We start from the raw sequence: 25,720 nt of genomic DNA, 5'->3' as shown, positions 1-25,720 counted from the left end.
ACTTGTCCGCGGGCCGGGCGTATAAGCCGCAGTAATCATCCAACCTGAAGAGAGGACTTCGATGGCAGGCCATTCCAAATGGGCGAATATCCAGCACCGCAAGGGGCGGCAGGATGCGGCGCGCTCGAAACTGTTCTCCAAGCTTTCCAAGGAGATCACGGTTGCTGCCAAGATGGGCGATCCCGACCCGGAGAAGAACCCCCGCCTGCGCCTTGCAGTGAAGGAGGCGAAGTCCCAGTCGGTGCCCAAGGACGTGATCGAACGCGCGATCAAGAAGTCCCAGGGCGGGGACGCGGAAACCTATGACGAGATCCGCTACGAGGGCTACGGCCCAGAAGGCGTCGCCGTGATCGTCGAGGCGATGACGGACAACCGCAACCGCACCGCGTCCAACGTGCGATCGATCTTCTCCAAGTCCGGCGGCAACCTGGCGGAAACCGGCGCGGTCAGTTTCATGTTTGATCGCAAGGGGCTGGTCGTCTACCCGGCGAGCGTGGGCGACGCCGACACCGTGATGATGGCCGCTATCGAGGCGGGGGCGGAAGACGTCGAAAGCTCGGAAGACGGGCACGAGATCTATTGCGACGCGAACGACCTGAACGACGTGTCCACCGCGCTGGAAGCGGAACTGGGGGAGTCCGAAACGACCAAGCTGATCTGGAAACCCCAGACCACGACCCCCCTGGACCTGGACGGCGCGCAGAAGCTGATGCGCCTGATCGAGAGCCTGGAAGACGACGACGACGTGCAGAACGTCACCGCGAACTTCGACATCCCCGACGAGGTGATGGAACAGCTCTGAAGTCGCGTGCGGTTGGATTTGCGTCAGGCCGTCCGGAGTGGTTGCCGGATTGCTGGCTGATAATGGCGGTCCGCGCAAGGGCGCAGGCCGCCACGAAGCCCCATCAATGAGGTCCCTTCCAGCAGGATATGTTGCGCATATTCAGCGCCACGAACGGAGCAGTCGGACTTCTGACTCCGGCTTGAATCAACGAGCCGGGAATTGCGGGAATGACGTGAATCCCAAGGTTAGGCAGGGGGCAAACTGATGTCCCCCGCGCGTCGCATCACTTCTGGAGGGGTGTCGCGCCTGTCTCCACACGGGTGATCTTGCCGTCCTTTTTGGTACAGGCCATCAAGACCGCCTCGCGACTGCCATCAGGATAATCATTTACGGAATGCACAACAATGATGTCGTCGTTCTCATAGATGCGGCGCCGTGATCCGAAGTCAGTCACATCGGAGGCCAACATCTTCTTCATCATGTCACCGAACTCGGGTTTGCTCATTTCCGTCCCCGATTGATGCCGGACAAAAACGGCGTCCTCGCTGTAAAGTGCCAGATATGCATCTAGATCTCGGTCTTTAATTGCGTCATTCATTTTCTCGAAAAGTGCCATGATAACCCCCCAATGGCCTGTTTACATACTTTCACCCTGTGCCGTTTTTCCTTCCGGTACAACGATTCGGGCAGTTGGCATCTGGGTCGTGGCCCATATCGCAGCGGGCATGTCCGGTCGACTGGCATTGGGCGCTGGGTTGCACTGCATTTCGTTGAAAAGGTCATCCCGGAAATCCTCCCCATAGACTCCCACTCCAAACCCGTTAATCTTTTCGCAAAACAACGGGGTGGATCATGTCCGACAGACCGACCTTTACGCTGGGGATCGAGGAGGAGTATCTGATCGTCGACCTGGAGACCCGCGAACTGGTGCGCGAGCCGAGCGCGGATTTCCTCGAAGCCTGCCGGGGCGAGGTGGGCGACCAGGTCACCGGCGAGTACCTGCAATGCCAGGTGGAGGTGGGCACGAAGCCGCATCGCACGGTGGGGGACGCGGTGTCCGAGTTGCGCGCGTTGCGGGCGGGGGTGGCGAAGGTCTCCAACGCGCATGGGTATGCGCCGATCGCGGCCTCGACCCATCCGTTCAGCCGCTGGCGCGAGCAGCTCCACACCAAGAAGGAGCGGTATGACCAGCTTTCGGGGGACCTGGGTCAGGCGGTACGGCGGATGCTGATCTGTGGGATGCACATCCACATCGGGATCGAGGATGAGGACCTGCGGATCGATTTGATGAACCAGGCCTCCTACTTCTTGCCGCATCTTCTGGCGCTGAGCTGCTCCTCACCTTTTTGGGAGGGGGAGGATACGGGCCTCGCCTCCTACCGGCTTACGGTGTTCGACGCGCTGCCGCGCACCGGACTGGCGGATGAGCTGGGCTCTTACAACGAGTATCGCAAGCTGGTGGACCACCTGGTGCGCGCGGGCTGCATCGAAGATGCGACGAAGATCTGGTGGGACATCCGCCCCTCGGACAAGTTCCCGACGTTGGAGCAGCGGATCACCGACGTGTGCAGCCGCACCCGCGACGTGGCTGCGATCGCGGCGGTGTACCAGAGCCTGATGGCGTATCTCTACCGGCTGAAGACGCGCAACCAGCGCTGGCGGATCTATCCGCGCACGATCATCATGGAAAACCGCTGGCGCGCGCAGCGCTACGGCGCGGAAGGCAAGCTGGTGGACCACGGCCGCAGCCAGTTGGTCCCCTGTGAGGACCTGGTGGAAGAGATGATCGACATGTTCTCCGCCGATGCCGAGCTGATGGGCTGCCGGGCCGAGCTGGCGCAGCTGCGCCGGATCCTGGCGAACGGCACCTCGACACAGCGCCAGCGGGCGGCCCACAGGGAGGCGCTGGACAAGGGCGCTTCGGCCAAGGAGGCGGGAATCGCCGTGGTGGATCACCTGATCCGGGAGTTCGTGGAATAGCCGCGCTCAGCCGCGCAATTCCTTGCGGATCATCAGCTTCAGCCCGGACCAGGTGGCGTCCACGGCGCAGACCTTCACATCGACGAGGCCGAGGGGCAGGGCGATCTCGCGGATCGTATCCTCGGTGATGTCGGTGGCGGTTTTCGCGGCGCGCTTGGGCCAGCTGACCCAGATGAAGCCGGTTTGCGCGATCTCCGTGCGGGCCTGGTGCAGGCGGCGTTCCAGCGCGCGGCGTTCGGTGGCGAAGATGTGCAGCGCGTCGTAGGGTGGCTCGGTAACCGGGTGCAGGCTGGGGCCGTTTTCCGCGATTTCGCGCGCGACGGAGGGTGGCATCCCCTCGAAGCGGGTGCGCAGGCCGTCCTTCAGGGACAGTTTCCGGGTCAGGGGCGTGCCCGAGTAGCCGGCTGGCATTGGTGCGTCCTCCCGTGGTGCAAACGTCCCGGCAGTGTCGCGCCATCGCGGTGATGTGGCAACATGCGCGGCGGTGTCAACCCAGGCGGTAGGGCAGGGTGCCGCGCGCGTTCGGGTCTATGCTGATGGCGCGGTCCATCGGCGGGACGGAGCGTTGGTGGCAGGTCTGGCGCGGGCAGATCCGGCAGGACACGCCGATCGGCTCGAACGTGGCCTGCGCGGTCAGGTCCAGGTCGTCGGCATAGACCATGGCCTCGGCGTGGCTGACCTCGCACCCCAGCCCGATGGCGTAGCGGCGCACCGGCGTGTGAAAGCTCGGCCCTGGTTTGGACACGTCCCGCGCCAGGCTGAGGTAGCGGCTGCCGTCTGGGGTTTCGGCTAACTGGCGCAGGAAGCGGCCTGGCGTTTCGAAGGCGCTGTGCACGTTCCATAGCGGGCAGGCCCCGCCGAAGCGGGCGAATTGCAGCCGCGTGGCGGAGTGGCGCTTGGTGATCGTCCCGGCCTGGTCCACGCGCACGAAGAAGAAGGGGATGCCCTTCGCGCCGGGGCGTTGCAGGGTGGACAGGCGATGCGCCACCTGCTCGATGGAGGCGCCGAAGCGCAGGCCCAGCACCTCCAGGTCGTGGCGGGTCTCCTGCGCGGCGGCCAGGAAGCGGGTGTAGGGCAGTTGCGCCGCCCCCGCGAAGTAGTTCGCCAGCCCCGTCTTGCAGATCGCCCGCGCGGTGTCCGACCGGAAGCGGGCCAGGTCCAGTGTGGCTTCGAGCAGGTCGTCATGGGCGATCAGGGCGACCTGGTGGGCGGCCTGGAACAGCTGGGTCGCAGCACCGGATTCAGCTGCCAGGGTCAGGGTGCGCGCCTCGGGGTCGTAGGCGCGGGTCGGGGCGCCGATCTCGGTCCGCAGGGTGATGCCGTGGGCCGTGTCCAGCCAGGCGGCGATGCTGGCCAGCCGGTCCGGACCAGCCAGCGCCTCGCCAAAGCGTTCGGCGGCGCGATCCACCGGATCGACGTAGTTGTCGCAATAGTGGAAGAAGTCGCGCACCTCCTCCCAGGGCAGGGGGGCGAGTGCGGAGCCTTCCGTTCCCAGCGCCTCGTTCAGGGAGCCGAGTTCCTCGGACAGCTGGCGGTGCGCGCGGTGCAGCGCGAGGAAGGAGCGCACCAGCGCGGGCGCGTTGGAGGCGGCAAGTTGCAGGTCCGCATCCCCCACGGGGGATTGCGCGAAGACGGGATCGGCCAGCGCCTCGCGCATGTCCATGACCATGCGCTCGGCCCCGTCGCTGCCCAGTTCGGTCACGTCGAAGGCGAATTCGCGCGCCAGCGACAGGATCACCTGCGCCGCGATGGGACGGTGATTGTTTTCCATCTGGTTGAGATAGCTGAGGCTCACGCCGAGCCGCGCGGCGAAATCCTTCTGGGTCAACCCGGCGGTGGTGCGGATTTCCCGCAGCTTGACCCCGGCGTAAAGCTTGCGCTGGCTCATCCCGATCCTTTCCGGCCCGATGCCTTGCCCCGGTTCCTGCCTGTTGTTCGCGCCGCGCCTCTCCACGGGGGTACGCAATTCTGCAATTTGATCTTACCGCCGCGCAATGAATATGCAAATCCACTATTTCCGCCTTTTCCCGCGGGCCCCCGCGCGCTACGCTCCGGCCCGAACAAGGGGAGGCGTGAGCATGCAGGACATCCTGGAACAGCTGGAGGCCCGCCGGGCTGAGGCCCGGCTTGGCGGCGGACAAAAGCGTATCGACGCGCAGCACGCCAAGGGCAAGCTGACGGCGCGCGAACGGCTGGACGTGCTGCTGGACGAAGGCAGTTTCGAGGAATTCGATATGTTCGTCGCCCACCGCGCGACGGAATTCGGCATGGCCGAGCAGAAGTACCCCGGCGACGGCGTCGTCACCGGCTGGGGCACGATCAACGGGCGCATGGTCTACGTGTTCAGCCAGGATTTCACCGTTCTGGGCGGCTCGCTGTCTGAAACCCACGCCCAGAAGATCTGCAAGATCATGGACATGGCGATGAAGAACGGCGCGCCGGTGATCGGGCTGAACGATTCGGGCGGCGCGCGCATCCAGGAGGGCGTCGCCTCGCTCGCTGGCTATGCCGAGGTGTTTCAGCGCAACGTCCTGGCCTCGGGCGTGGTGCCGCAGATCAGCGTCATCATGGGCCCCTGCGCGGGTGGCGCGGTCTATTCCCCTGCGATGACCGACTTCATCTTCATGGTGCGCGACAGCTCCTACATGTTCGTGACCGGCCCCGACGTGGTGAAGACGGTCACGAACGAGGTCGTCACGGCGGAGGAGTTGGGCGGCGCGAAGACGCATACCACCAAGTCCTCGGTCGCGGATGCTGCCTTTGAAAACGACGTGGAGGCGCTGATGGAAACGCGCCGCCTCGTGGACCTGCTGCCGCTGAGCAACCGTGAAAAGCCGCCCCATCGCAAGGTGTTCGACGAACCCGACCGGCTGGAGATGAGCCTCGACACGCTGGTGCCCGACAGCGCGCACATGCCCTACGACATGAAAGAGCTGATCGTGAAGCTGGCGGACGAGGGCGATTTCTATGAGATCCAGAAGGACTTCGCCGGCAACATCCTGACCGGCTTCATCCGCTTGGACGGGCAGACCGTGGGCGTGGTGGCGAACCAGCCCATGGTGCTGGCGGGTGTGCTGGACATCGACAGCTCCCGCAAGGCGGCGCGTTTCGTGCGCTTCTGCGATGCGTTCGAAATCCCGATCTTGACGCTGGTGGATGTGCCCGGCTTCCTGCCCGGCACCAGCCAGGAATACGGCGGCGTCATCAAGCACGGCGCGAAGCTTCTGTTCGCCTATGGCGAGGCGACGGTGCCGAAAGTGACTGTGATCACGCGCAAGGCCTATGGCGGCGCGTATGACGTGATGAGCTCCAAGCACCTGCGGGGCGATATCAACTACGCCTGGCCCACGGCCGAGATCGCGGTGATGGGCGCGAAGGGCGCGGTGGAGATCATCTACCGCTCGGAACTGGGCGACGGTGAAAAGATCGCGCAGCGCACCAAGGACTACGAGGGCCGCTTCGCCAACCCCTTCGTGGCCGCCGAAAAGGGCTTCATCGACGAGGTGATCATGCCCCATTCCACCCGCCGCCGGGTGGTGCGCGCCTTCGCGGCCTTGCGGGGCAAGTCCCTGGCGAACCCGTGGAAGAAACACGACAATATCCCGCTGTGATGCAGAGAATGCGACATATCATTCCCACCGGTGGGGCGATGGACGTGACAAAGACTGTTGCGTCTTGGCGCAACAGGTCTACTCTGAGCGGCGTTGTCTTGCGGCGTGTGCCCGGGCAGCAGACACATGAACTTTGCTTGAGGAGATACAAATGTCGCTCACTGCCAAACTCGCTGCTTTGGTCCTGCTTCTTGGCGTTGCTGCCTGCGCACAGCAGGAAGAACCCGCGCCCGCACCGGTCATCGAGCCGGAGCCGGTATTCACCGGCAAGGTCTAAGACCTTTGGCACCTTCCGCTTGCGGGGGGTGCCATGCTGAAACATCGCGGTTTTCCGGGCCGGATGCCCGGCTCGGATTTCCAGTTCACCTTGCGCCGCGCGAACAAGGATGGGGCCACGCCCCTGAAGGAGCGTGAGCGTTACAAGGATCGCCGACCAGCGGACAAACGCGCCGATGCCGCGTTTCTGGCGGCGCTCTACGACTATTTCGGGGATGAACCTTTTGCCCGCGGCAACCTGGACGCCGGCCGCCTGAGCTGGCTTTTCGGGCGCGAGGTGGTGCCCGCCGAAGAGCCCTTCGATCCCGCCAGCTACGACGCGCTGCTGCGCATTGACCTGGACGTGGCGCGGCGCAGTTTCCCGGACGTTTTCGCATGACGCGCCCGTTGGTTCCAAGCCTGCGCGCGGGTGGGCGGGTTTCCGCCCGTTCACGGTGTGTTGCAGAAAACCCACGTCTTTTGACAAGCATCATGGGCATTCGAAACCTATATAGGAGTATGGGTGTTGATCTCAGGATCACGCTGACTCGAGAAGGAGAAATCGAATGCGGAAATCCAGAACCCTTGTCGTCGTTGCGGCGCTGCTGGGCCTTGCGGCCTGTGGCGACACGTTTGAAGAGCAGGCGCTTATCGGTGCCGGTGCCGGCGCTGCGACCTCGGTCGCGCTTGACGGCAACGTGGCGGCCGGTGCCCTCGTCGGTGCGGCTGGCAACGTCCTTTACTGCGACCAGAACCCCGGCCGCTGCTGATCAGCGGCCCTTCACGGCGGTGCCCCTGGCGGGCGCCGCCCTGACGCTGCCGGTTTCCGGCACCCTTCCATCACACCGCTTCCTGCCCCGTCCGCGCGCTGCGCGTGGCGGGCCTTTGTCGTGCGCTGACGCAGGGCCAATGACTGAAAAGGGACAGACATGTTCAAGAAGATCCTGATCGCCAACCGTGGGGAAATCGCCTGCCGCGTCATCAAGACCGCGAAGAAGATGGGCATCAAGACGGTGGCGGTCTATTCCGACGCGGACCGCAACGCGATGCATGTCAGCATGGCGGACGAGGCGGTGCACATCGGCCCGCCCCCGGCAGCGGAAAGCTACATCGTGATCGACAAGATCATGGACGCCGTGCGCCAGACCGGCGCCGAGGCGGTACATCCCGGCTACGGCTTCCTGTCCGAGCGCGCGGAGTTCGCGCAAGCCCTGGCGAAAGAGGGCGTCGCCTTCATCGGCCCGCCCGTGGGCGCGATCGAGGCGATGGGCGACAAGATCACCTCGAAAAAGCTGGCGGCAGAGGCCGGGGTCAGCACGGTGCCCGGCTACATGGGCCTGATCGCGGATGCGGACGAGGCGGTGAAGATCGCCAGCGACATCGGCTACCCGGTGATGATCAAGGCCAGTGCCGGGGGCGGCGGCAAGGGGATGCGCATCGCCTGGAACGAGCAGGAAACGCGCGAGGGTTTCCAGAGTTCAAAGAACGAGGCGAAGGCGAGCTTCGGCGACGACCGCATCTTCATCGAGAAGTTCGTCACCCAGCCCCGCCACATCGAGATCCAGGTGCTGGGCGACTCCCATGGCAACTGCGTCTACCTGGGCGAGCGGGAATGCTCGATCCAGCGGCGCAACCAGAAGGTCATCGAGGAAGCGCCGAGCCCCTTCCTGGACGAAGCCACCCGCAAGGCGATGGGCGAGCAGGCCGTCGCCCTGGCCCGCGCGGTGGACTACACCAGCGCCGGCACGGTGGAATTCATCGTCGATGGCGATCGCAACTTCTATTTCCTGGAAATGAACACCCGCCTTCAGGTGGAGCATCCGGTGACCGAGCTGATCACCGGCGTGGACCTGGTCGAGCAGATGATCCGCGTCGCCAACGGCGAGGCGCTGCCCTTCGCGCAGGACGACATCAAGCTGAACGGCTGGGCCTTTGAAAGCCGCCTGTACGCCGAGGATCCCTATCGCGGGTTCCTGCCCTCGATCGGGCGGCTGACGCGCTATCGCCCGCCCGAGGAAGTGGCGCAGAAGGTGCGCAACGACACCGGCGTCTACGAGGGCGGCGAAATCTCGATGTACTACGACCCGATGATCGCCAAGCTCTGCACCTGGGGCCCTGACCGAGCCACCGCGCTGGAGGAGATGCGCGTCGCGCTCGACAGTTTCGAGGTGGAGGGGATCGGCCACAACCTGCCGTTCCTGTCCGCCGTGGCGGATCACCCGAAGTTCATCGCCGGGGAAATGACCACCGCCTTCATCGAGGAGGAATACCCCGACGGTTTCGAGGGCGCGGCGCTGAGCGAGCGTGTGCGCGACCGGCTGGCCCGCGTGGCCGCCGGGATGATGGCCACCCGCCATGAACGCGCGCAGGAAATCAGCGGGCGGCTGCGGGATGAGGCCCCGGCGCCGGTGGAAAGCTGGACCGTGTTGATTGATGGCACGCAGATCGTGGTGAACCGGGACAAGATCATCCACACCGACTGGCTGCCGGGCATGTCCCTTGCCGCTGGCATGGTGGACGGCCACCAGATGGTCATCAAGGTCGAGGCGACGACCGCCGGCTTCCGCCTGCGCTATCGCGGCACCGACCTTAACGTGAAGGTCTATACCGCGCGCCAGGCCGAGCTGGCCGCGCTGATGCCCGAAAAGCTGCCGCCCGATACGTCGAAGATGCTGCTCTGTCCGATGCCGGGCCTGATCGTGACCATCAACGTTGCCGAGGGCGACGTGGTGGAGGAAGGCCAGGCCCTGTGCACCGTGGAGGCGATGAAGATGGAAAACGTGCTGCGCGCCCAGAAGAAGGGCGTGGTGAGCAAGATCAACGCCGAGGCGGGCCAGTCGCTGGCCGTCGACGACGTGATCATGGAGTTCGACCCGGCGTGACGGGCTTGCGCGATATCCGCCGCGCGGGTCAGCCCGACCCGGCGCGCTGCGCCTCGATTTCCTGCTGGCGCAGCGGCATGCGGTCGATCAGGCGGATGATCTCGCGCACGGTGACGGGGTCGGGCTTGCGGTACTTGACCTCTCCGTCCTTGCCGACGAGCACGACCATGAAGTCGCGCGGATGGAAGCGTTCGCGCAGCGCGGTCTTTTCGTCCGGGTGTGTGTCGACCAGGATGACGACGTCGCGTTCCTCCAGTTCGTCGATGCGGTCCTCGAACCATTGCAGCTGGCGGGCCACGCGCGGGTCCGCGGCGGCATCGGCGAAAACGACGATCGGGCGCGCCACCCACTTCAGTTCGGCCAGCGAAGGCTGGTCGAGGTCGGCGGCCGAAGCGGCCCCGGCGGTGGCAAGCATGACAAGCGCGGGCAGGATGGATTTCATCGGGAGTCCTCTTTGCTTCTTAAGTAATGAACCCGCCACGAATTTCGAGAGCAAGGCGCGCTTTTTTCCGAATATGAAGGAGATCCGGCCATGAGCAAACTCCCCCCCAACTGGACCGAGCTGGCCCGCAAGGAACTGAAGGGCCGCGACCCCGAGGCGCTGGTCTGGAACACGGCCGAAGGGATCGCGGTGAAGCCGCTCTACACCCAGGACGACCTGGAGGGCGTGAGGCACCTGGGCGGCGTGCCGGGCGAAGCGCCCTTCACCCGCGGCCCGCGCGCCACGATGTACACCGGGCGGCCCTGGACGATCCGCCAGTACGCCGGGTTCTCGACCGCCGAGGAAAGCAACGCCTTCTACCGCCGCGCGCTGGACGCGGGGCAGCAGGGCGTTTCGGTGGCCTTCGACCTGGCCACGCACCGCGGGTATGACAGCGATCATCCCCGCGTGGTGGGGGACGTGGGCAAGGCGGGCGTGGCCATCGATTCCGTCGAGGACATGAAGATCCTGTTCGACGGCATCCCGCTGGACAAGGTCAGCGTCAGCATGACCATGAACGGCGCGGTGATCCCGGTTCTGGCCAGCTTCATCGTGGCGGGCGAGGAACAGGGCGTGGACCGCGCGCAGCTGTCGGGGACCATTCAGAACGACATTCTGAAGGAGTTCATGGTCCGCAACACCTACATCTATCCGCCCGAGCCGTCGATGCGGATCGTGTCGGACATCATCGCCTATACCGCGTCGGACATGCCGCGGTTCAACTCGATCAGCATCTCCGGCTACCACATGCAGGAAGCCGGGGCGACGCTGGTGCAGGAACTGGCCTACACGCTGGCGGACGGGCGCGAGTACGTTCGCACCGCCATCGCGCGGGGCATGGACGTGGATGCGTTCGCGGGGCGGCTGAGCTTCTTCTTCGCCATCGGGATGAACTTCTTCATGGAGGCGGCCAAGCTGCGCGCCGCGCGCCTGCTGTGGAGCCGCATCATGGACGAGTTCGAGCCGAAGAAGCCCGGCTCGAAGATGCTGCGCACGCATTGCCAGACCTCCGGCGTCAGCCTGGCCGAGCAGGACCCCTACAACAACATCGTGCGCACCGCCTACGAGGCGATGAGCGCGGTCCTGGGCGGCACGCAGAGCCTGCACACCAACTCGTTTGACGAGGCGATCGGCCTGCCCACCGCGTTTTCCAGCCGGATCGCGCGCAACACGCAGCTGATCCTGCAGAATGAAACCGGCGTGACCAATGTCGTCGATCCGCTGGCCGGGTCCTACTACGTCGAAAAGCTGACCGACGACCTGGCGCGCGAGGCGTGGAAGCTGATCGAGGAGGTCGAGGAGATGGGCGGCATGACCAAGGCCGTGGCCGCCGGTCTGCCCAAGCTTCGGATCGAGGAAGCGGCGGCGCGCCGCCAGGCCGCCGTTGATCGCGGCGACGAGGTGATCGTCGGGGTGAACAAGTTCCGCCTCGACAAGGAAGAGCCGATCGACGTTCTGGACATCGACAACGACAAGGTCCGCGAAGCGCAGGTGGCCCGGCTTGCGGGCATCCGCGCCAGCCGGGATGCCGCGGCCTGCGATGGCGCCCTCGTGGCGCTTGAGCAGGCCGCCGCCAGTGGCGAGGGCAACCTGCTGGCGCTGGCAGTGGAAGCGGCGCGCGCGCGCGCAACGGTAGGAGAGATCTCCATGGCGATGGAAAAGGCGTTCGGCCGCCACCGGGCCGAGGTGAAGACGCTGGCCGGCGTTTACGGCGCGGCCTACGAGGGGGACGAGGGTTTCGCCCAGATCCAGCGCGACGTGGAAAGTTTCGCCGAAGAAACCGGCCGCCGCCCCCGTATGCTGGTGGTCAAGATGGGCCAGGATGGCCATGACCGGGGCGCCAAGGTGATCGCCACCGCCTTCGCCGACATCGGTTTCGACGTGGACGTGGGCCCCCTGTTCCAGACGCCCGAGGAAGCGGCGCAGGACGCCATTGACAACGATGTGCACGTCGTCGGCATCTCGTCGCAGGCGGCCGGGCACAAGACGCTGGCCCCCAAGTTGGTCGAGGCGTTGAAGGCCCAGGGCGCGGAGGATATCCTCGTCATCTGCGGCGGGGTGATCCCCCAGCAGGATTACGCGTTCCTGCGGGATGCGGGCGTGAAGGCGATCTTCGGGCCCGGCACCAACATCCCGTCGGCGGCGCGCGATATCCTCGACATGATCCGCAGCGCCTGAGGACAGACACGATGCAGCTGCTGCATTACCTCATCAACTTGTCCCGGCGGCCCGACCGCTGGGAAAGGATGAGCGCGCGGCTGCAAGGTTTCAACCTCTCCCCGACCCGTGTCGACGCCATCGATGCGCGGCAGGTGAGCGCGGAAGAACTGGACCTGACCACGCGGCGCACCGGGCCGCTCGGCCCCCTGCACGTCGGGGACCGGGCCTGCACCGCCAGCCATTTCCGCGCCTGGGCGGCGTTCCTGGACAGTCGCGATCCGGCGGCGGTGTTCCTCGAAGACGACGTGGAATTCGCGCCGGACTACGCCGCCTACGCGCGGGACAGCGACTGGCTTCCCGCCGACGCCGAGGTCGTCAAGTTCGAGAAGTACAGCCGCCGCGTGTCGCGCAAGCTGCTCGGCCCCGGCCTGCGCACGCCGCAGGGCCGGCGTCTGCACCGGCTGTATTCGCGCCACACCGGCGGGGCCGCCTACCTGCTGACCCGGCGCGGGGCGAAGGCGCTGCTTTCGCTGGCCGGGCGGGCGGATGTGCCGGTCGATCACCTGATCTTCAGCCCAAACGTCTCTCGCTTCGCGCGCACGCGCCCGATCTACCAGCTGGTTCCCGCGATCGCGCGCCAGGAAGCGGACCCAGCCGGTTCGGATATCGCGGCAGAGCGGCGGGCCCGGATGCCCCTGCGCCAACGCCTGCGCCGCGCCTATTTCGAGGTGAACTGCCTGCCGCGCCAACTGGTGCAGATGGCCACCGCCGGGGCGGCGTGGCGCAAGCTGGACTACGCCCCCGCCGCGCCCCGGGGGACCGGGTCATGACCGGCCCCTGCCTTGCCCCGCCCCCTGTATCCGGGCGCTTTTGGCCGTTTCCGGGGGGGTGCGCAGAAAATAGTTTAGCTTTGAACCAATATCTGGCATTGGGGTTGCGACCATGGGGGCGGACTGTCCCGCCCCGAGCGGAGAGGATGACCGAATGACCGATCGCAAGACTGATCCGGCCGTACAGGCGGCGCTGAACTATCACCGGTTTCCCAAGCCGGGCAAACTCGAGGTGCGCGCCACCAAGCCCCTGGCCAACGGACGCGACCTGGCCCGCGCCTATTCGCCGGGCGTCGCCGAAGCCTGTATCGAGATCAAGGCAGATCCCGACACCGCGCGCGACTACACCGCCCGGGGCAACCTGGTGGCGGTGGTCACCAACGGAACCGCGGTGCTGGGCCTGGGCAATATCGGTGCGCTCGCTTCCAAGCCGGTGATGGAGGGCAAGGCCGTCCTGTTCAAGAAGTTCGCCAACATCGACTGTTTCGACATCGAGGTGAACGAAAGCGATCCGGTCAAGCTGGCCGAAATTGTCGCCAGCCTTGAGCCGACCTTCGGCGCGATCAACCTTGAGGACATCAAGGCCCCCGACTGTTTCATCGTCGAGGAGCTGTGCCGCAAGAAGATGAACATCCCCGTCTTCCACGACGACCAGCACGGCACCGCCATCGTGGTCGGCGCGGCGGCCACCAACGCGCTGCGCGTGGCGGACAAGAAGATCGAGGATATCAAGATCGTCTCCACCGGCGGGGGTGCTGCGGGGATCGCCTGCCTGAACATGCTGGTCGCGCTCGGTGCGAAACGGGAAAACATCTGGCTGTGCGACATCGCCGGGCTGGTCCACGAGGGCCGCGAGGAAGAGATGACGCCGCAGAAGGCCGCTTTCGCGCAAAAGAGCGACAAGCGCACCCTGGACGAGGTGATCGAGGGCGCGGACCTGTTCCTCGGCCTGTCGGGCCCCGGCGTGCTGAAGCCCGAGATGGTGAAGAAGATGGCCGGCCCGCCGATCATCTTCGCGCTGGCCAACCCGACGCCGGAAATCATGCCCGATGACGCGCGCGCCGTGGCACCGGATGCGATCATCGCCACGGGCCGGTCGGACTACCCGAACCAGGTCAACAACGTGCTCTGTTTCCCCTTCATCTTCCGCGGCGCGCTGGACGTCGGCGCGACGGAGATCAACGAGGAGATGAAGATCGCCTGCGTGGAAGGCATCGCGAAGCTTGCGCGCGCCTCTTCCTCTGCTGAGGCGGCGGCGGCCTACCAGGGCGAAAAGATGGTCTTCGGGGCCGACTACCTGATCCCCAAGCCCTTCGATCCGCGCCTGCAGGCGATTGTCGCCAGCGCCGTGGCCAAGGCGGCGATCGACAGCGGCGTGGCAACGCGCCCGGTGGCCGATATGGATGCCTACAAGGCGGATCTGGACAGCTCGGTGTTCCGCTCGGCCATGCTGATGCGCCGCGTGTTCGAGGCGGCGAAATCCGCCGAGCGCCGCATCGCCTTTGCGGAAGGTGAGGACGAGCGTGTGCTGCACGCCGCCCATGCGATGATCGACGAAGGCGTCGATCAGCCCATCCTGATCGGCCGCCCCGAGGTGGTGGAAACCCGGCTGGAACGCCTGGGCCTGCCGATCCGCCCCGGCAAGGACTTCGAGATCGTGAACCCGGAAAACGACCCCCGTTACCGCGACTACTGGGAAACGTATCACAAGCTGATGGCGCGGCGCGGCGTGACGCCGGACCTGGCGCGGGCGATCATCCGCACCAACACCACCGCCATCGGGGCCGTCATGGTCCACCGGGGCGAGGCGGAAAGCCTGATCTGCGGCACCTTCGGGCAGTACCTGTGGCACCTGAAGTACCTGGAAGAGGTGCTCGGCTCGAACGATCTGCACCCGGTGGGCGCGCTGTCGCTGATGATCATGGAAAGCGGTCCGATCTTCATCGCCGATACGCAGGTGCATCCGAACCCGACCGCCGAGCAGGTGGCAGAGGCGGCCATCGGCGCGGCGCGTCACGTCGGCCGCTTCGGGATCGTGCCGAAGGTGGCGCTGTGCTCGCATTCGCAGTTCGGCAACCTCGAAACCGAAAGCGGGCGCAAGATGCGCGCCGCCATGGCGATCCTCGATTCCGAGAAGCGCGGCTTCCTCTACGAGGGCGAGATGCACGCCGATGCCGCGCTCGACCCCGATCTGCGCGCGCGGATCCTGCCGGAATCGCGTTTCGAGGGGGCCGCGAACGTGCTGGTCTTTGCCAATGCCGACGCCGCGTCTGGTGTGCGCAACATCCTGAAGGTCGCCGCCGGTGGGCTTGAGGTGGGGCCGATCCTGATGGGCATGGGCAACCGCTGCCACATCGTCACCCCCTCGATCACCGCGCGGGGGCTGTTGAACATGGCCGCGCTGGCCGGAACCCCGGTGGCGCATTATGGCTGAGGCGTGACGATGGACCAGCGCGCGGACCCTTTGCCCGTGATCGTCTGCCTCAAGTGGGGGCAGGGCTATCCGGTCATACACACCAACACCCTGTTCCGCGCGCTGAGTCACTACATGACCCGGCCGTTCCGGATGGTCTGCCTGACCGACGATCCGGCCGGGCTGGCGGATGGGATCGAGGCACTGCCGCTGCCCGATTTCGCGCTGGAGCGTCAGCACTGGGTCCCGGGGATGTGGCCCAAACTCTCCGTCTTCAAGGAGGGGGTGTTCGCGCCCGGCACGCCGGTTCTGCTGATGGACGTGGACATGATGGTGCTCGGCTGCCTCGGCCCGATGATCGACCGGGTCCGCGACACGGGCGGGCTGCATATCATCCGCGACTGGCCCGACACGCTGGAGCGCTGGTTTCCCCGCCTGAGCCGGGTGGAGCGGTTGTCGAACTCCTCGGTCGTGGGCTTTGTCGCCGGTGAGCAGGGGCACGTGTTCGAGGCGTTCCACGATGCGGATTTCGACGCGCTGAAACCCCATCGCAACGACCAGGTGTTCATCCACCGTCACGCCAAGAACCTCCATCACTGGCCCGAGGGGTGGATGCACAGTTTCAAGAAGGGGCTGGCCTGGCATTTTCCGGCCAACCTGCTGCGCCCGATCCGGCAACCGGGCGGCTACCTCATCGCCTTTCACGGCAAGCCGGAACTGCCGGACCTCGCCGGCCCCGCCCTGCGGCGCTGGGGCAGTGCGGAAAAGTTCGGCTTTTTCCCGGTGGACTGGATCAAGACATATTGGGAGCGGTTTTCCACCCTCGGCGCACCGCCCGAGCCTGCCATGGTTCGGGTGCGTGAGGGTCAGCCGCCACAGAAGACTGACGACATGATCTGATTATTGAAAATAAAGGGGAAATGCTCATGGGTTATGCGGAAACATATGCACGCTGGCAGGCCGATCCCGAAGGCTTCTGGATGGACGCGGCGCAGGCGATCGACTGGATTCACCCTCCGAGCAAGGCATTGGACGATAGCAATGCCCCCCTTTACGAGTGGTTCACCGACGCCACGATGAACACCTGCTACAACGCCGTGGACCGCCACGTTGCGGCCGGGCACGGCGACCGGGTGGCGATCATCCACGACAGCCCGGTGACGGACAGCATCACCAAGATGACATATGCCGAGCTGCAGCAGGCGACCGCGCGGCTGGGCGGCGCGTTGCAGCGCAAGGGCGTGGAAAAGGGCGACCGGGTCATCATCTACATGCCGATGGTCCCCGAGGCGCTGGTGGCGATGCTGGCCTGCGCGCGGATCGGGGCGATCCACTCGGTGGTGTTCGGGGGCTTCGCCGCACACGAGTTGGCGGTGCGGATCGACGATGCGACCCCGAAGGCGATCATCGCGGGCTCCTGCGGCATCGAGCCGGGGCGCGTGGTGGAATACAAGCCCCTGCTGGATGGGGCCATCGCCCAAGCCGCCCACAAGCCCGACTTCTGCGTGATCCTTCAGCGCGATGCGGCCAACGCGATCCTGGGCGAGAATGACCACGAGTGGCACGCCTTCCAGGAGGGCGCGCCGCTGGCCGAGCCTGTGCCCGTGGGCGGGGGCGATCCGCTGTATATCCTCTATACCTCGGGCACGACGGGGCAGCCCAAGGGCGTGGTGCGCCCGAACGGCGGCCATGCAGTGGCGCTGCACTGGACGATGAAGAACATCTACAACGTCGAGGCGGGGGACGTCTTCTGGGCTGCCTCGGACGTGGGCTGGGTCGTGGGGCATTCCTACATCTGCTATGCGCCGCTGCTGGCGGGCTGCACCACCATCGTGTTCGAGGGCAAGCCGGTGGGCACACCCGATGCGGGCACCTTCTGGCGCGTGATCTCGGAACATGGGGTGAAGAGCTTCTTCACCGCGCCCACCGCGTTTCGCGCGATCAAGCGGGTGGACCCGAAGGGGGAGTTCCTGAAGGACTACGACCTGTCCTGCCTGCAGACGCTGTACCTGGCGGGGGAGCGGGCCGATCCCGACACCATCGAATGGGCGCAGAAGATGCTGAACGTGCCGGTGGTCGATCACTGGTGGCAGACGGAAACCGGCTACACCATCGTGGGCAACCCGATGGGGCTGGAGGCGCTGCCGATCAAGGTCGGCTCGCCTTCCGTGCCGATGCCGGGGTACGACGTGCAGATCCTTGGCGAAGACGGCCACCCCCTGCCCGCGGGGGAGTTGGGCGCCATCGCGATCAAGCTGCCGCTGCCGCCGGGCACGCTGCCCACGCTGTGGCACGCGGAGGAGCGGTTCCGCAAATCCTACCTGACCACTTTCCCCGGCTATTACGAGACGGGCGATGCGGGCATGATCGACGAGGACGGCTACGTCTACATCATGGCGCGCACCGATGACGTCATCAACGTCGCCGGGCACCGCCTGTCCACCGGCGCGATGGAGGAGGTGCTGGCGGGCCTTCCGGACGTCGCCGAATGCGCGGTGATCGGCGTGCGGGATGAGCTGAAGGGCCAGCTGCCCATGGGGTTCCTTTGCGTGAACTCCGGCACGACGCGCAGCAGTGAGGAGATCGTGAAGGACGCCATCGCCCGCGTGCGCGAGCAGATCGGCCCCGTCGCCGCCTTCAAGCTGGCGGTCTGCGTGGATCGCCTGCCCAAGACACGCTCGGGCAAGATCCTGCGCGCGACAATGGCCAAGATCGCTGATGGCGAGGCGTTCAAGGTGCCCGCGACCATCGACGACCCCGCGATCCTGGACGAGATCCGCGAAGCGCTTCAGGGTCTCGGCTACGCCCCGGACTGAGTCGGCATCCGGCTGACGCCCCGCGCGGGGCGTCGGCAAGCGGGCGCGATTCGGGACAGATGAGGCCCCGGCGCGCCACGGGTGCCGCAAGGCGCGGGTCCGCCGGCCCGCCCGGGCAGGTGTTCGGCGCGCATTTCGGGGGGCGAAATCCCGATGCGCCGGTAGATATATTGACTTTTGAATGTGTTTGGCGGATCGGCCCCCTGACAAGACCCCTTGTGGGGCGCGGTGGGGCCGGGGTTTCCGTAATAGACTGAAAACAATCTGAAATCCCCGGAATCCTCCTGCGTCCCACCGCCATGAGCGGAAAAAAGCGCATTCTGCGCCGCCCCTGGAAAACGACGGGTCATGGGCAAAAACCGACCTATCGAAGATGCGCGGAATTCCCCCCCCTGCTTTTGCGCTCGGACCCGCTCCGCCGCAGGTTCTCCTTGCGTCTCGGACGACCCTACGGGGCCTTCGGGGCGCATCCCCGACCCGACCCGCGGAGCCCCGCGGGACGTCGGACACAAAAGGAGAATACGATATGAAGAAACCTCTGATCCTGACCGGCGGCGTTGCCGCAACCGTCCTCGTGCTGGCCGGTGCGGCCTTTGCCGATTTCGAGACCGCGGACGCGGATGCGAGCGGCGGGCTGAACGCCGAAGAGCTGGTGGCGGCCTTCCCCGACGCGACCGAGGAAACCTTCGCCGCCGTCGACACCAACGCCGATGGCGTGGTCGACGCCGAGGAATACACCGTCGCCCTGGAAGCAGGCCTGCTGCCCAAGGAATGACCTGACCAGCTGCGTGGCCGGGTGTCCCCCCAGGCACCCGGCCACGCTTCGCGCCCGGTCTTGCATCCCGGATCGGGCGCGGCGATACTTTCGAGCCACACCGACAGGGATGATCCATGACACTTTATGAAGCCGCCCGCACCGCCCGGCTCAATGCCCACGCGCCCTATTCGCGCTTTCTGGTCGGCGCGGCGATTCGCAGCGAAGACGGGCAGGTGTTCACCGGCTGCAACGTCGAGAATGTCGCCTATCCCGAAGGCACCTGCGCCGAGGCGGGCGCGATTGCCGCGATGGTCGTCGCCGGGCAGCGCCGGATCGCCGAGGTGTTGGTGATCGCCGACAGCCCGGTGCCGATCTCTCCCTGTGGGGGCTGCCGCCAGAAACTGGCCGAGTTCGCCGACCCCGACACGCCGGTCACTCTTGCCGGGCTGGACGGCCCACGTGTTACCACCACCGTGGGCGCGCTCTTGCCTGGTGCCTTCACCTCCGATCACCTGGAGGCAACTTGACCGAAGACCCCCTCAGAAACACCGCCCGCCGCGGTCTGGCGTCGCTTGATCTGACAGACCTGGACGAAGACAGCTCGGAACAGTCGGTGCGCGAGCTGTGCGCCCGCGCCGTCACGCCCCACGGGCCTGTGGCCGCGGTCTGCGTCTGGCCCCAATTCGTGCCCGTCGCCGTGAACGCGCTCAGGCGCAGCGGGGTGCGCGTGTGCACCGTGATGTCCTATCCCGAAGGCGATCACCCGACCGCCGAGGTGCTGGACATGACCGCGAAGGCGGTGGCGGACGGCGCGCAGGAAATCGATCTGGTCATTCCCTACAAGGGGCTGATGGAGGGGCACCCGAACCTGGTGCAAGCCTGCGTGTCCCGCGTGAAGGAAGCCGCCGGATCCGCGCGGCTGAAGGCGATCCTCGAATCCGGCGTCCTCGGCGAGGCGGAGCTGATCCGCACAGCCGCCGAACTGTCGATCGAGGGCGGGGCCGATTTCATCAAGACCTCGACCGGGAAAGTGCCCGTCAACGCCACCCCGGAAGCCGCGCGGGTGATCCTGGAGGTGATAAAGGCCAAGGGCGGGACCGTCGGGCTGAAACCGTCGGGCGGAATTCACACCACCGCGGACGCCAAGGTCTACCTTGACCTATGTGACGAGGTGATGGGCCCCGACTGGGCCACGCCGTCCACGTTCCGCATCGGCGCATCCTCGGTGCTGGACGCGTTCCTCGATACCCTGGACGAGACGACCAGCCTGTCCTCCGTCAGCCCGGGGGCCTACTGATGCTGGCCCAGGAAGTTATTTCGCGCAAACGCGACGGCGGCCGGCTGAGTGCTGCGGAACTGCGCGAGGCGGTGCAGGGCGTGACCGACGAATCCTGGTCGGAAGGGCAGGTCGCCGCCTTTGCCATGGCGGTCTATTTCAACGGCATGGACACGGACGAGCGGGTCGCCTTCACGGAGGCGATGCGTGACAGTGGCCGCGTGCTGGACTGGGATCTGCCCGGGCCCGTGATCGACAAGCATTCCACCGGGGGCGTCGGGGACAACACTTCGCTGATGCTCGCGCCCGCGCTGGCGGCTTGCGGGGCCTACGTGCCGATGATCTCCGGCCGGGGGCTGGGGCATACTGGCGGGACCTTGGACAAGTTCGACTCGATCCCCGGCTACCAGACGCAGCCCGACATCCAGACCCTGCGCCGTGTCACGCGCGAGGTGGGCTGCGCGATCATCGGCCAGACGCCGGACATCGCCCCCGCCGACCGCCGCCTTTACGCGGTGCGCGACGTGACGGCGACGGTGGAGTCGATCGACCTGATCACCGCCTCGATCCTGTCAAAGAAGCTGGCCGCCGGGCTGGAGGCGCTGGTGCTGGACGTCAAGACCGGCTCTGGCGCGTTCATGGCTGACCCCAAGGACGCGGCGGCGCTGGCGCGCGCGTTGGTGGATGTCGCCAATGGCGCTGGCTGCAAGACCACCGCGCTGATCACCGATATGAACGAACCGCTGGCCACGGTCGCAGGCAACGCGCTGGAGGTGACGGCGGCGGTGGAGTTCTTGCGCGGGGACGAGATCGACAGCCGCCTCTGGGACGTGACCTGCGCCCTGGGCGGCGAGGTGCTGGCCAGTGCCGGGCTGGTGAAGGACGCGAAGGCAGGCGCGGCGCGCATGGCGGAGGTGTTCCATTCCGGCGCGGCGGCCGAGGTGTTCGGCAAAATGGTCCACGCGCTGGGCGGCCCGCCCGACCTGCTGGACGATTACCAGACCCATCTGCCCCGCGCCAACGTGGTGGAAGAGGTCTATGCCAAGGACGCCGGGTTCGTCACCGCCATCGACACCCGCGCCGTCGGCTGGGCCGTGGTCGAGCTGGGCGGCGGGCGGCGGCACGCGACGGACAGCATCGACCCGAGCGTCGGGCTGGACTGGCTGGCGGGGCTGGGGCGCATGGTGGACGATGAAACGCCCATCGCCCGCATCCACGCCGCGCGCCACGGCGACGTGGCCGCCGCGAAGGAACGGCTGCTGAAGGCCTATACCATCGGCGACAAACCCGCGCCCGAGCAGGACCTGATCCGGAAGCGGGTGCGATGAGGGCCTGGCGCGCGATCCTCTGCGTGATGGACAGCGTTGGCTGCGGCGGCGCCCCCGATGCCGCCGCCTTCGGGGACGAAGGTGCTAACACGCTGGGCCATATCGCGGAAGCCTGCGCCGCGGGGCGTGCGGAGGAGGGGCGCTCTGGGCCTTTGCACCTGCCGAACCTCGACGCGCTGGGCCTTGGGGCGGCGATCCGCCTTGCCTCGGGCGCTGAAGCACCGGGGCTGGACGCCTCGCCCACGGGGCGCTGGGGCGCGGCGACCGAGGTGTCGAACGGCAAGGACACGCCCTCCGGCCACTGGGAACTGTCGGGCGTGCCGGTGCCCTTCGACTGGCACTACTTCCCGCACGAGGTGCCGACGTTTCCTGCGGAAGTGACGGACGCGCTGATCGCCCGCGCGGGCCTGCCCGGCATCCTTGGCAACTGCCACGCCAGCGGTATGCCGATCATCCGCGAGCTGGGGCAGGAAAGCATCCGCACCGGCAAGCCGATCTGCTACACCTCCATCGACAGCGTGTTCCAGATCGCCGCGCATGAGGAACACTTCGGTCTGGACCGCCTGATGGAGGTCTGCCGCATCGCCGCCGAACTGGTGCACCCGATGAACGTGGGCCGGGTCATCGCGCGCCCCTTCGTCGGCGAAGGGCCCGGGGATTTCAAGCGCACCGCGAACCGCCGCGACCTGGCGATCCCGCCGCCTGAACCGACGATCTGCGACCGGGTCGCGGAAGCGGGCGGGCAGGTCTGGGGCATCGGCAAGATCAAGGACATCTTCGCCGGGCAGGGCATCACCCACGCGCTGAAGGGCGACAGCGACATGAGCAATGTCGACAAAACGCTGGAGGCGATGGCCGAGGCCGCGCCCGGCAGCCTGATCTTTGCGAACTACGTGGACTTCGACACGCTGTACGGCCACCCGCGCGACGTGGCGGGCTATGCGCGCAACCTTGAAGCCTTCGACGCACGGGTGCCCGAACTGATCGCCGCCCTGGGCAAGGACGATCTGCTGATCTTCACCGCCGATCACGGCAACGACCCGACCTGGACCGGGACGGACCACACGCGTGAACGGGTACCGGTGCTGATGACCGGCGCGGCGACCCCAGGAACATTCGGCCATTGCGGCTTCGCGGATGTCGGTGAAAGCATCGCCGCGCATCTGGGCCTGGCCCCCGGACCCCATGGAAGGACCATCTTGTGAGTGACGTCGGACTGCTGCCAAAGGTTGAATTGCACCTGCATCTGGAGGGCGCGGCACCGCCCGAATTCATCCGTCAGCTGGCGGGCGAGCAGGGCGTTGCGCTGAACGGCGTGTTCAACGCGGACGGCAGCTACGCCTGGACGAGCTTCGCGGAGTTCCTGCAAACCTATCACCGCGCCTGCGAGGTGCTGAAAGGCCCCGAGGAGTTCCGCCGCCTGGCCGAAGCGGTGCTGGCGAAATCCGCCGCCGATGGCGTGATCTATACCGAGATCTTCATCGCCCCCGACATCTGCGGGCAGGGCGACCCGGTTGCCTGGCGCGAGTACCTGGCCGCGCTGAACGAGGGGGCGGAAAACGCCCGCGCCGCCCATGGGATCGAGGCGCGCTATATCTCGACCGCGATCCGCAACCTTGGCCCCGAGGCGGCCGAGCGCGCCGCGCTGCTGAGCGCGGAGACGATGAACGGCATGTTGACCGGCTTCGGCATGGGGGGCGAGGAACGCTTCCTGAGCGCGGTGGATTTCACCCGCGCCTTCGCCATCGCGCGTGAGGCGGGCCTGGGCATCACTAGCCACGCGGGCGAAATCTGCGGCCCCGAAAGCGTGGAGCAGACGCTGGATCATTTGAAGCCGCACCGGATCGGCCACGGCGTGCGTGCCATCGAGGACCCGGAGCTGGTCCGGCGCCTGGCGGACGAGGGCATCGTGCTGGAGGTGAACCCCGGCTCGAACATCTCGCTCAACGTGTTTCCCGACTGGCCGGACCATTCGATCGAGGCGCTGCGCCGCGCGGGCGTGAAGGTGACCGTCTCCACCGACGATCCGCCCTATTTCCACACCGACATGCCCCGCGAATACCGGATGCTTGCCCACACCTTCGGCTGGGAAGCGGACGATTTCGCAGACGTGAACCGGATTGCCATGGAGGCGGCCTTCTGCGACGAAGCCACCAGCACCCGCATGCTTGAGAAACTGAAGGACTGAGCGCCATGGACCATCTGACCATCGTCGATCACCCGCTGATCCAGCACAAGCTGACCCTGATGCGCGAAGCGGCGACGTCCACCGCGTCCTTCCGCCGGTTGCTGCGCGAAATCAGCCTGCTCCTGGCCTACGAGGTGACCCGCGACCTGCCGGTGACGATGAAAAGCATCGAAACCCCGCTGGAAGAAATGGAGTCCCCTGTGCTGCGCGGCAAGAAGCTGGCGCTGATCTCGATCCTGCGCGCCGGGAACGGTTTGCTTGACGGGGTGATGGAGCTGATCCCCTCGGCCCGCGTGGGTTTTGTCGGTCTCTACCGGGACGAGGAAACGCTGAAGCCCGTGCAGTACTACTTCAAGGTGCCCAAGGACCTTGGCAGCCGCACGGTGATCGTGGTGGACCCGATGCTGGCGACGGGGAATTCCTCGGCCGCGGCGATCGACCTGCTGAAGGAAGCCGGGGCGGATGACATCCGATTCCTGTGCCTGCTGGCCGCGCCCGAGGGGGTTGCCCGCATGAAGGACGCGCATCCCGATGTGCCGATCATCACCGCCGCGCTGGACCGGCAGTTGAACGAAAAGGGCTACATCCTGCCCGGATTGGGCGATGCCGGGGACAGGATGTTTGGCACCAAGTAACGCAAGCGCGGCACCCCGCCACCGTCGAAAACGGCGCGACAACAGGTAGGATGCGCGTGTGAAACCCGTGTCTACCAGTCGGTATCCAGCTGACAGCACCATTCGCCGTCGGCTGGACGCTGGGCCGGATGGCGATCAGAACGTGTTGTCCAGCGCCTGTCCCGCGCCCGAGATGTCACGGCCGACGCCCTTGACTGTTTCACAGGCTGCAAGGCCGCCGAGCAGAAGAAGGACGATGAGAATGCGCATCTGATTGCCTATCAGGTTGAGAGTGCCGGTCTTTTTATTAGCCGCCCTTTCAGCCCCCTGCAATGGGCTGCGCGCTGCTCCGCCCCGCTCAGCCGCCCGCCCAGCCGGTGGCGCCGGGCAGATGTGGGTCCGCCTACATTTCCAGGTGCTGGCGTGTGCCATCATAGGGATGTGCGGGGCGACATCCTCGTTCAACTCCACGCCCAGGCCGGGGCCATCGGGGACGATCAGGTAGCCATCCTCGAACCTGATGGGGGCGCTCAGCAGGTCGCTGTGGAAACCGGCCCCAGTGCCAATGCTTTCCGCGATCAGGAAATTCGGGATCGCGGCGGCCAGTTGCAGGTTCGAGGCCCATTCGATGGGGCCTGCGTAGAGGTGCGGCGCGACCTGTGCGCTGGCGGCCCCTGTCCTTGCCGAGGATGTCCCAGCAGGCGATCTCCATCCCCGCGAAGGCGCCGATCACCGTGGGATCCGGGCGCTGGGTGAAGCCAGAGCTATAGACGCGGCGGAACATCAGTTCGATATTCTCGGGGTTTTCGTCCTGCATGTGCCGGGCAAAGACGTCCTCGATCACGGCGGTCATCGCCTTGGGCCCGACAGCGGCGGCGTAGCATTCGCCCCAGCCGATCAGCCCGGTATCGGTGGTCAGTTTCACGAACAGGAAGTAGCGCCCGCGATGGGGCGGGCGGCGGGTTGCCGGTGACGATAACGTCGAGGTCGGTCAGTTTCATGGGGCGCAGCCTCTGCCCCGGCGGCGCAGGCCGGGCAACTGCCGCAGGCGCGGATCAGCGTCACCAGCACCGGATCGCCGGGGGCAAACCCGGTGACGCCCGCGCCGACCTGCTCGACATAGCCTGAGGCTTCGTGGCCCAGCACCAGCGGCAGTTGTCCGCCCCATGCGCCGTCGCCATAGGCGATGTCGGAATGGCAGATGGCGCAGGCGGCGATCCGGACACGGACCTCTCCGCTGCGCGGCGGGGCGAGCGTTAAGTCTTCAAGCTCCAGCGGGGCCCCGAAGGCGCGGCAAACGGCTGCTTTCAAATCCTGTCCCCCGGGCCTCTGGGCGCAAGGCGCT

At 66.3% G+C, this 25,720-nt stretch carries 24 protein-coding genes and 3 pseudogenes; 19 read left to right on the top strand and 8 right to left on the bottom strand.

Going from position 1 to position 25,720, the window contains the following annotated elements:
- The first annotated feature begins 61 nt into the window (after positions 1–61).
- Entirely contained in the window at positions 62–802 is a 741-nt protein-coding gene (locus tag DJ029_RS07190) for a YebC/PmpR family DNA-binding transcriptional regulator (protein WP_112321671.1), read from the top strand.
- Between the two features lie 265 nt (positions 803–1,067).
- Here the strand turns inward: DJ029_RS07190 and DJ029_RS07185 are convergent, their stop codons facing one another.
- Positions 1,068–1,400: a nuclear transport factor 2 family protein gene (locus tag DJ029_RS07185; RefSeq protein WP_112321670.1), complete on the bottom strand. Its 333-nt coding sequence runs from the start codon at positions 1,398–1,400 to the stop codon at positions 1,068–1,070.
- A gap of 236 nt (positions 1,401–1,636) precedes the next feature.
- Between DJ029_RS07185 and DJ029_RS07180 the strand changes: the two genes are divergently transcribed.
- The gene (locus tag DJ029_RS07180) at positions 1,637–2,764 is read left to right on the top strand and encodes a carboxylate-amine ligase (protein ID WP_112321669.1); all 1,128 of its coding nucleotides are present in this window, start codon (positions 1,637–1,639) and stop codon (positions 2,762–2,764) included.
- A 6-nt stretch (positions 2,765–2,770) separates the two neighbouring features.
- Here the strand turns inward: DJ029_RS07180 and DJ029_RS07175 are convergent, their stop codons facing one another.
- Together DJ029_RS07175 and DJ029_RS07170 are read right to left on the bottom strand one after the other, a co-directional pair.
- Positions 2,771–3,175, bottom strand: coding sequence for a DUF3052 family protein (locus DJ029_RS07175; RefSeq protein ID WP_112321668.1), 405 nt, complete (start codon positions 3,173–3,175; stop codon positions 2,771–2,773).
- A 76-nt stretch (positions 3,176–3,251) separates the two neighbouring features.
- Positions 3,252–4,652: a helix-turn-helix domain-containing protein gene (locus tag DJ029_RS07170; protein ID WP_112321667.1), complete on the bottom strand. Its 1,401-nt coding sequence runs from the start codon at positions 4,650–4,652 to the stop codon at positions 3,252–3,254.
- Positions 4,653–4,842: 190 nt separating this feature from the next.
- Here DJ029_RS07170 and DJ029_RS07165 point away from each other — a divergent pair, with 190 nt between their 5' ends.
- The 5 genes from DJ029_RS07165 (at position 4,843) to DJ029_RS07150 (ending at position 9,512) form a co-directional block, all read left to right on the top strand.
- Positions 4,843–6,375, top strand: a complete 1,533-nt coding sequence (locus DJ029_RS07165) for an acyl-CoA carboxylase subunit beta (protein ID WP_112321666.1) — start codon at positions 4,843–4,845, stop codon at positions 6,373–6,375.
- 151 nt (positions 6,376–6,526) lie between these two features.
- Positions 6,527–6,652, top strand: coding sequence for a hypothetical protein (locus tag DJ029_RS22400; protein WP_258165084.1), 126 nt, complete (start codon positions 6,527–6,529; stop codon positions 6,650–6,652).
- A 33-nt stretch (positions 6,653–6,685) separates the two neighbouring features.
- Positions 6,686–7,030 carry a hypothetical protein gene (locus DJ029_RS07160; protein WP_112321665.1) on the top strand — a complete coding sequence of 115 codons (345 nt, stop codon included), beginning with the start codon at positions 6,686–6,688 and terminating at the stop codon, positions 7,028–7,030.
- A 166-nt stretch (positions 7,031–7,196) separates the two neighbouring features.
- Positions 7,197–7,400 (top strand): hypothetical protein, encoded by a 204-nt coding sequence (locus DJ029_RS07155; protein ID WP_112321664.1) that lies wholly within the window; start codon positions 7,197–7,199, stop codon positions 7,398–7,400.
- Positions 7,401–7,559: 159 nt separating this feature from the next.
- Positions 7,560–9,512, top strand: coding sequence for an acetyl-CoA carboxylase biotin carboxylase subunit (locus DJ029_RS07150; protein ID WP_112321663.1), 1,953 nt, complete (start codon positions 7,560–7,562; stop codon positions 9,510–9,512).
- 28 nt (positions 9,513–9,540) lie between these two features.
- Here the strand turns inward: DJ029_RS07150 and DJ029_RS07145 are convergent, their stop codons facing one another.
- Positions 9,541–9,954 (bottom strand): DUF4174 domain-containing protein, encoded by a 414-nt coding sequence (locus DJ029_RS07145; RefSeq protein ID WP_112321662.1) that lies wholly within the window; start codon positions 9,952–9,954, stop codon positions 9,541–9,543.
- A gap of 90 nt (positions 9,955–10,044) precedes the next feature.
- Here DJ029_RS07145 and scpA point away from each other — a divergent pair, with 90 nt between their 5' ends.
- The 12 genes from scpA to upp all read left to right on the top strand — a co-directional run bounded on the left by scpA (position 10,045) and on the right by upp (position 24,396).
- Complete coding sequence (scpA, locus tag DJ029_RS07140) at positions 10,045–12,171, top strand: methylmalonyl-CoA mutase (protein WP_112321661.1); 2,127 nt, start codon at positions 10,045–10,047, stop codon at positions 12,169–12,171.
- 11 nt (positions 12,172–12,182) lie between these two features.
- Positions 12,183–12,983, top strand: coding sequence for a glycosyltransferase family 25 protein (locus DJ029_RS07135; protein WP_112321660.1), 801 nt, complete (start codon positions 12,183–12,185; stop codon positions 12,981–12,983).
- Positions 12,984–13,137: 154 nt separating this feature from the next.
- Complete coding sequence (locus DJ029_RS07130; protein WP_112321659.1) at positions 13,138–15,417, top strand: NADP-dependent malic enzyme; 2,280 nt, start codon at positions 13,138–13,140, stop codon at positions 15,415–15,417.
- Positions 15,418–15,426: 9 nt separating this feature from the next.
- Positions 15,427–16,296: a hypothetical protein gene (locus tag DJ029_RS07125; RefSeq protein WP_198671076.1), complete on the top strand. Its 870-nt coding sequence runs from the start codon at positions 15,427–15,429 to the stop codon at positions 16,294–16,296.
- 26 nt (positions 16,297–16,322) lie between these two features.
- Entirely contained in the window at positions 16,323–18,212 is a 1,890-nt protein-coding gene (locus tag DJ029_RS07120) for a propionyl-CoA synthetase (RefSeq protein WP_112321658.1), read from the top strand.
- Between the two features lie 526 nt (positions 18,213–18,738).
- Complete coding sequence (locus DJ029_RS07115) at positions 18,739–18,987, top strand: EF-hand domain-containing protein (protein WP_112321657.1); 249 nt, start codon at positions 18,739–18,741, stop codon at positions 18,985–18,987.
- A gap of 116 nt (positions 18,988–19,103) precedes the next feature.
- Complete coding sequence (locus DJ029_RS07110; RefSeq protein WP_112321656.1) at positions 19,104–19,496, top strand: cytidine deaminase; 393 nt, start codon at positions 19,104–19,106, stop codon at positions 19,494–19,496.
- Positions 19,493–20,266: a deoxyribose-phosphate aldolase gene (deoC, locus tag DJ029_RS07105; RefSeq protein WP_112321655.1), complete on the top strand. Its 774-nt coding sequence runs from the start codon at positions 19,493–19,495 to the stop codon at positions 20,264–20,266. Before DJ029_RS07110 ends, deoC begins: the two co-directional genes overlap by 4 nt.
- Positions 20,266–21,573, top strand: coding sequence for a thymidine phosphorylase (deoA, locus tag DJ029_RS07100; protein WP_112321654.1), 1,308 nt, complete (start codon positions 20,266–20,268; stop codon positions 21,571–21,573). The genes deoC and deoA overlap by 1 nt, the downstream gene beginning before the upstream one ends.
- Positions 21,570–22,778 (top strand): phosphopentomutase, encoded by a 1,209-nt coding sequence (locus DJ029_RS07095; protein ID WP_112321653.1) that lies wholly within the window; start codon positions 21,570–21,572, stop codon positions 22,776–22,778. Before deoA ends, DJ029_RS07095 begins: the two co-directional genes overlap by 4 nt.
- Entirely contained in the window at positions 22,775–23,761 is a 987-nt protein-coding gene (locus DJ029_RS07090) for an adenosine deaminase (protein ID WP_112321652.1), read from the top strand. The genes DJ029_RS07095 and DJ029_RS07090 overlap by 4 nt, the downstream gene beginning before the upstream one ends.
- Before the next feature lie 5 nt (positions 23,762–23,766).
- Positions 23,767–24,396: a uracil phosphoribosyltransferase gene (upp, locus tag DJ029_RS07085; protein WP_112321651.1), complete on the top strand. Its 630-nt coding sequence runs from the start codon at positions 23,767–23,769 to the stop codon at positions 24,394–24,396.
- A gap of 135 nt (positions 24,397–24,531) precedes the next feature.
- Here the strand turns inward: upp and DJ029_RS21675 are convergent, their stop codons facing one another.
- From DJ029_RS21675 to DJ029_RS07070, 4 genes and pseudogenes are all read right to left on the bottom strand, one after another.
- The gene (locus DJ029_RS21675; protein ID WP_157966290.1) at positions 24,532–24,645 is read right to left on the bottom strand and encodes an entericidin A/B family lipoprotein; all 114 of its coding nucleotides are present in this window, start codon (positions 24,643–24,645) and stop codon (positions 24,532–24,534) included.
- A 240-nt stretch (positions 24,646–24,885) separates the two neighbouring features.
- Positions 24,886–24,987, bottom strand: a pseudogene (locus tag DJ029_RS22595) (hypothetical protein); the annotation flags it as partial.
- A 55-nt stretch (positions 24,988–25,042) separates the two neighbouring features.
- Positions 25,043–25,376, bottom strand: a pseudogene (locus DJ029_RS22590) (mandelate racemase/muconate lactonizing enzyme family protein); the annotation flags it as partial.
- A 70-nt stretch (positions 25,377–25,446) separates the two neighbouring features.
- Positions 25,447–25,686 (bottom strand): annotated as a pseudogene (locus tag DJ029_RS07070) (alcohol dehydrogenase catalytic domain-containing protein); the annotation flags it as partial.
- Positions 25,687–25,720 lie beyond the last annotated feature (34 nt).

This window comes from Oceanibium sediminis, from assembly GCF_003265325.1.
Classification (GTDB): Bacteria; Pseudomonadota; Alphaproteobacteria; order Rhodobacterales; family Rhodobacteraceae; genus Halovulum; species Halovulum sediminis.
This window is presented reverse-complemented; position numbering and strand designations above follow the sequence as displayed.

Bases quoted from the DNA above. Each gene is read 5' to 3' on its own strand.
- DJ029_RS07190 (WP_112321671.1), top strand. From the start codon at position 62: ATGGCAGGCCATTCCAAATGGGCGAATATCCAGCACCGCAAGGGGCGG.
- DJ029_RS07185 (WP_112321670.1), bottom strand. From the start codon at position 1,400: ATGGCACTTTTCGAGAAAATGAATGACGCAATTAAAGACCGAGATCTA.
- DJ029_RS07180 (WP_112321669.1), top strand. From the start codon at position 1,637: ATGTCCGACAGACCGACCTTTACGCTGGGGATCGAGGAGGAGTATCTG.
- DJ029_RS07175 (WP_112321668.1), bottom strand. From the start codon at position 3,175: ATGCCAGCCGGCTACTCGGGCACGCCCCTGACCCGGAAACTGTCCCTG.
- DJ029_RS07170 (WP_112321667.1), bottom strand. From the start codon at position 4,652: ATGAGCCAGCGCAAGCTTTACGCCGGGGTCAAGCTGCGGGAAATCCGC.
- DJ029_RS07165 (WP_112321666.1), top strand. From the start codon at position 4,843: ATGCAGGACATCCTGGAACAGCTGGAGGCCCGCCGGGCTGAGGCCCGG.
- DJ029_RS22400 (WP_258165084.1), top strand. From the start codon at position 6,527: ATGTCGCTCACTGCCAAACTCGCTGCTTTGGTCCTGCTTCTTGGCGTT.
- DJ029_RS07160 (WP_112321665.1), top strand. From the start codon at position 6,686: ATGCTGAAACATCGCGGTTTTCCGGGCCGGATGCCCGGCTCGGATTTC.
- DJ029_RS07155 (WP_112321664.1), top strand. From the start codon at position 7,197: ATGCGGAAATCCAGAACCCTTGTCGTCGTTGCGGCGCTGCTGGGCCTT.
- DJ029_RS07150 (WP_112321663.1), top strand. From the start codon at position 7,560: ATGTTCAAGAAGATCCTGATCGCCAACCGTGGGGAAATCGCCTGCCGC.
- DJ029_RS07145 (WP_112321662.1), bottom strand. From the start codon at position 9,954: ATGAAATCCATCCTGCCCGCGCTTGTCATGCTTGCCACCGCCGGGGCC.
- scpA (WP_112321661.1), top strand. From the start codon at position 10,045: ATGAGCAAACTCCCCCCCAACTGGACCGAGCTGGCCCGCAAGGAACTG.
- DJ029_RS07135 (WP_112321660.1), top strand. From the start codon at position 12,183: ATGCAGCTGCTGCATTACCTCATCAACTTGTCCCGGCGGCCCGACCGC.
- DJ029_RS07130 (WP_112321659.1), top strand. From the start codon at position 13,138: ATGACCGATCGCAAGACTGATCCGGCCGTACAGGCGGCGCTGAACTAT.
- DJ029_RS07125 (WP_198671076.1), top strand. From the start codon at position 15,427: ATGGACCAGCGCGCGGACCCTTTGCCCGTGATCGTCTGCCTCAAGTGG.
- DJ029_RS07120 (WP_112321658.1), top strand. From the start codon at position 16,323: ATGGGTTATGCGGAAACATATGCACGCTGGCAGGCCGATCCCGAAGGC.
- DJ029_RS07115 (WP_112321657.1), top strand. From the start codon at position 18,739: ATGAAGAAACCTCTGATCCTGACCGGCGGCGTTGCCGCAACCGTCCTC.
- DJ029_RS07110 (WP_112321656.1), top strand. From the start codon at position 19,104: ATGACACTTTATGAAGCCGCCCGCACCGCCCGGCTCAATGCCCACGCG.
- deoA (WP_112321654.1), top strand. From the start codon at position 20,266: ATGCTGGCCCAGGAAGTTATTTCGCGCAAACGCGACGGCGGCCGGCTG.
- DJ029_RS07095 (WP_112321653.1), top strand. From the start codon at position 21,570: ATGAGGGCCTGGCGCGCGATCCTCTGCGTGATGGACAGCGTTGGCTGC.
- upp (WP_112321651.1), top strand. From the start codon at position 23,767: ATGGACCATCTGACCATCGTCGATCACCCGCTGATCCAGCACAAGCTG.
- DJ029_RS21675 (WP_157966290.1), bottom strand. From the start codon at position 24,645: ATGCGCATTCTCATCGTCCTTCTTCTGCTCGGCGGCCTTGCAGCCTGT.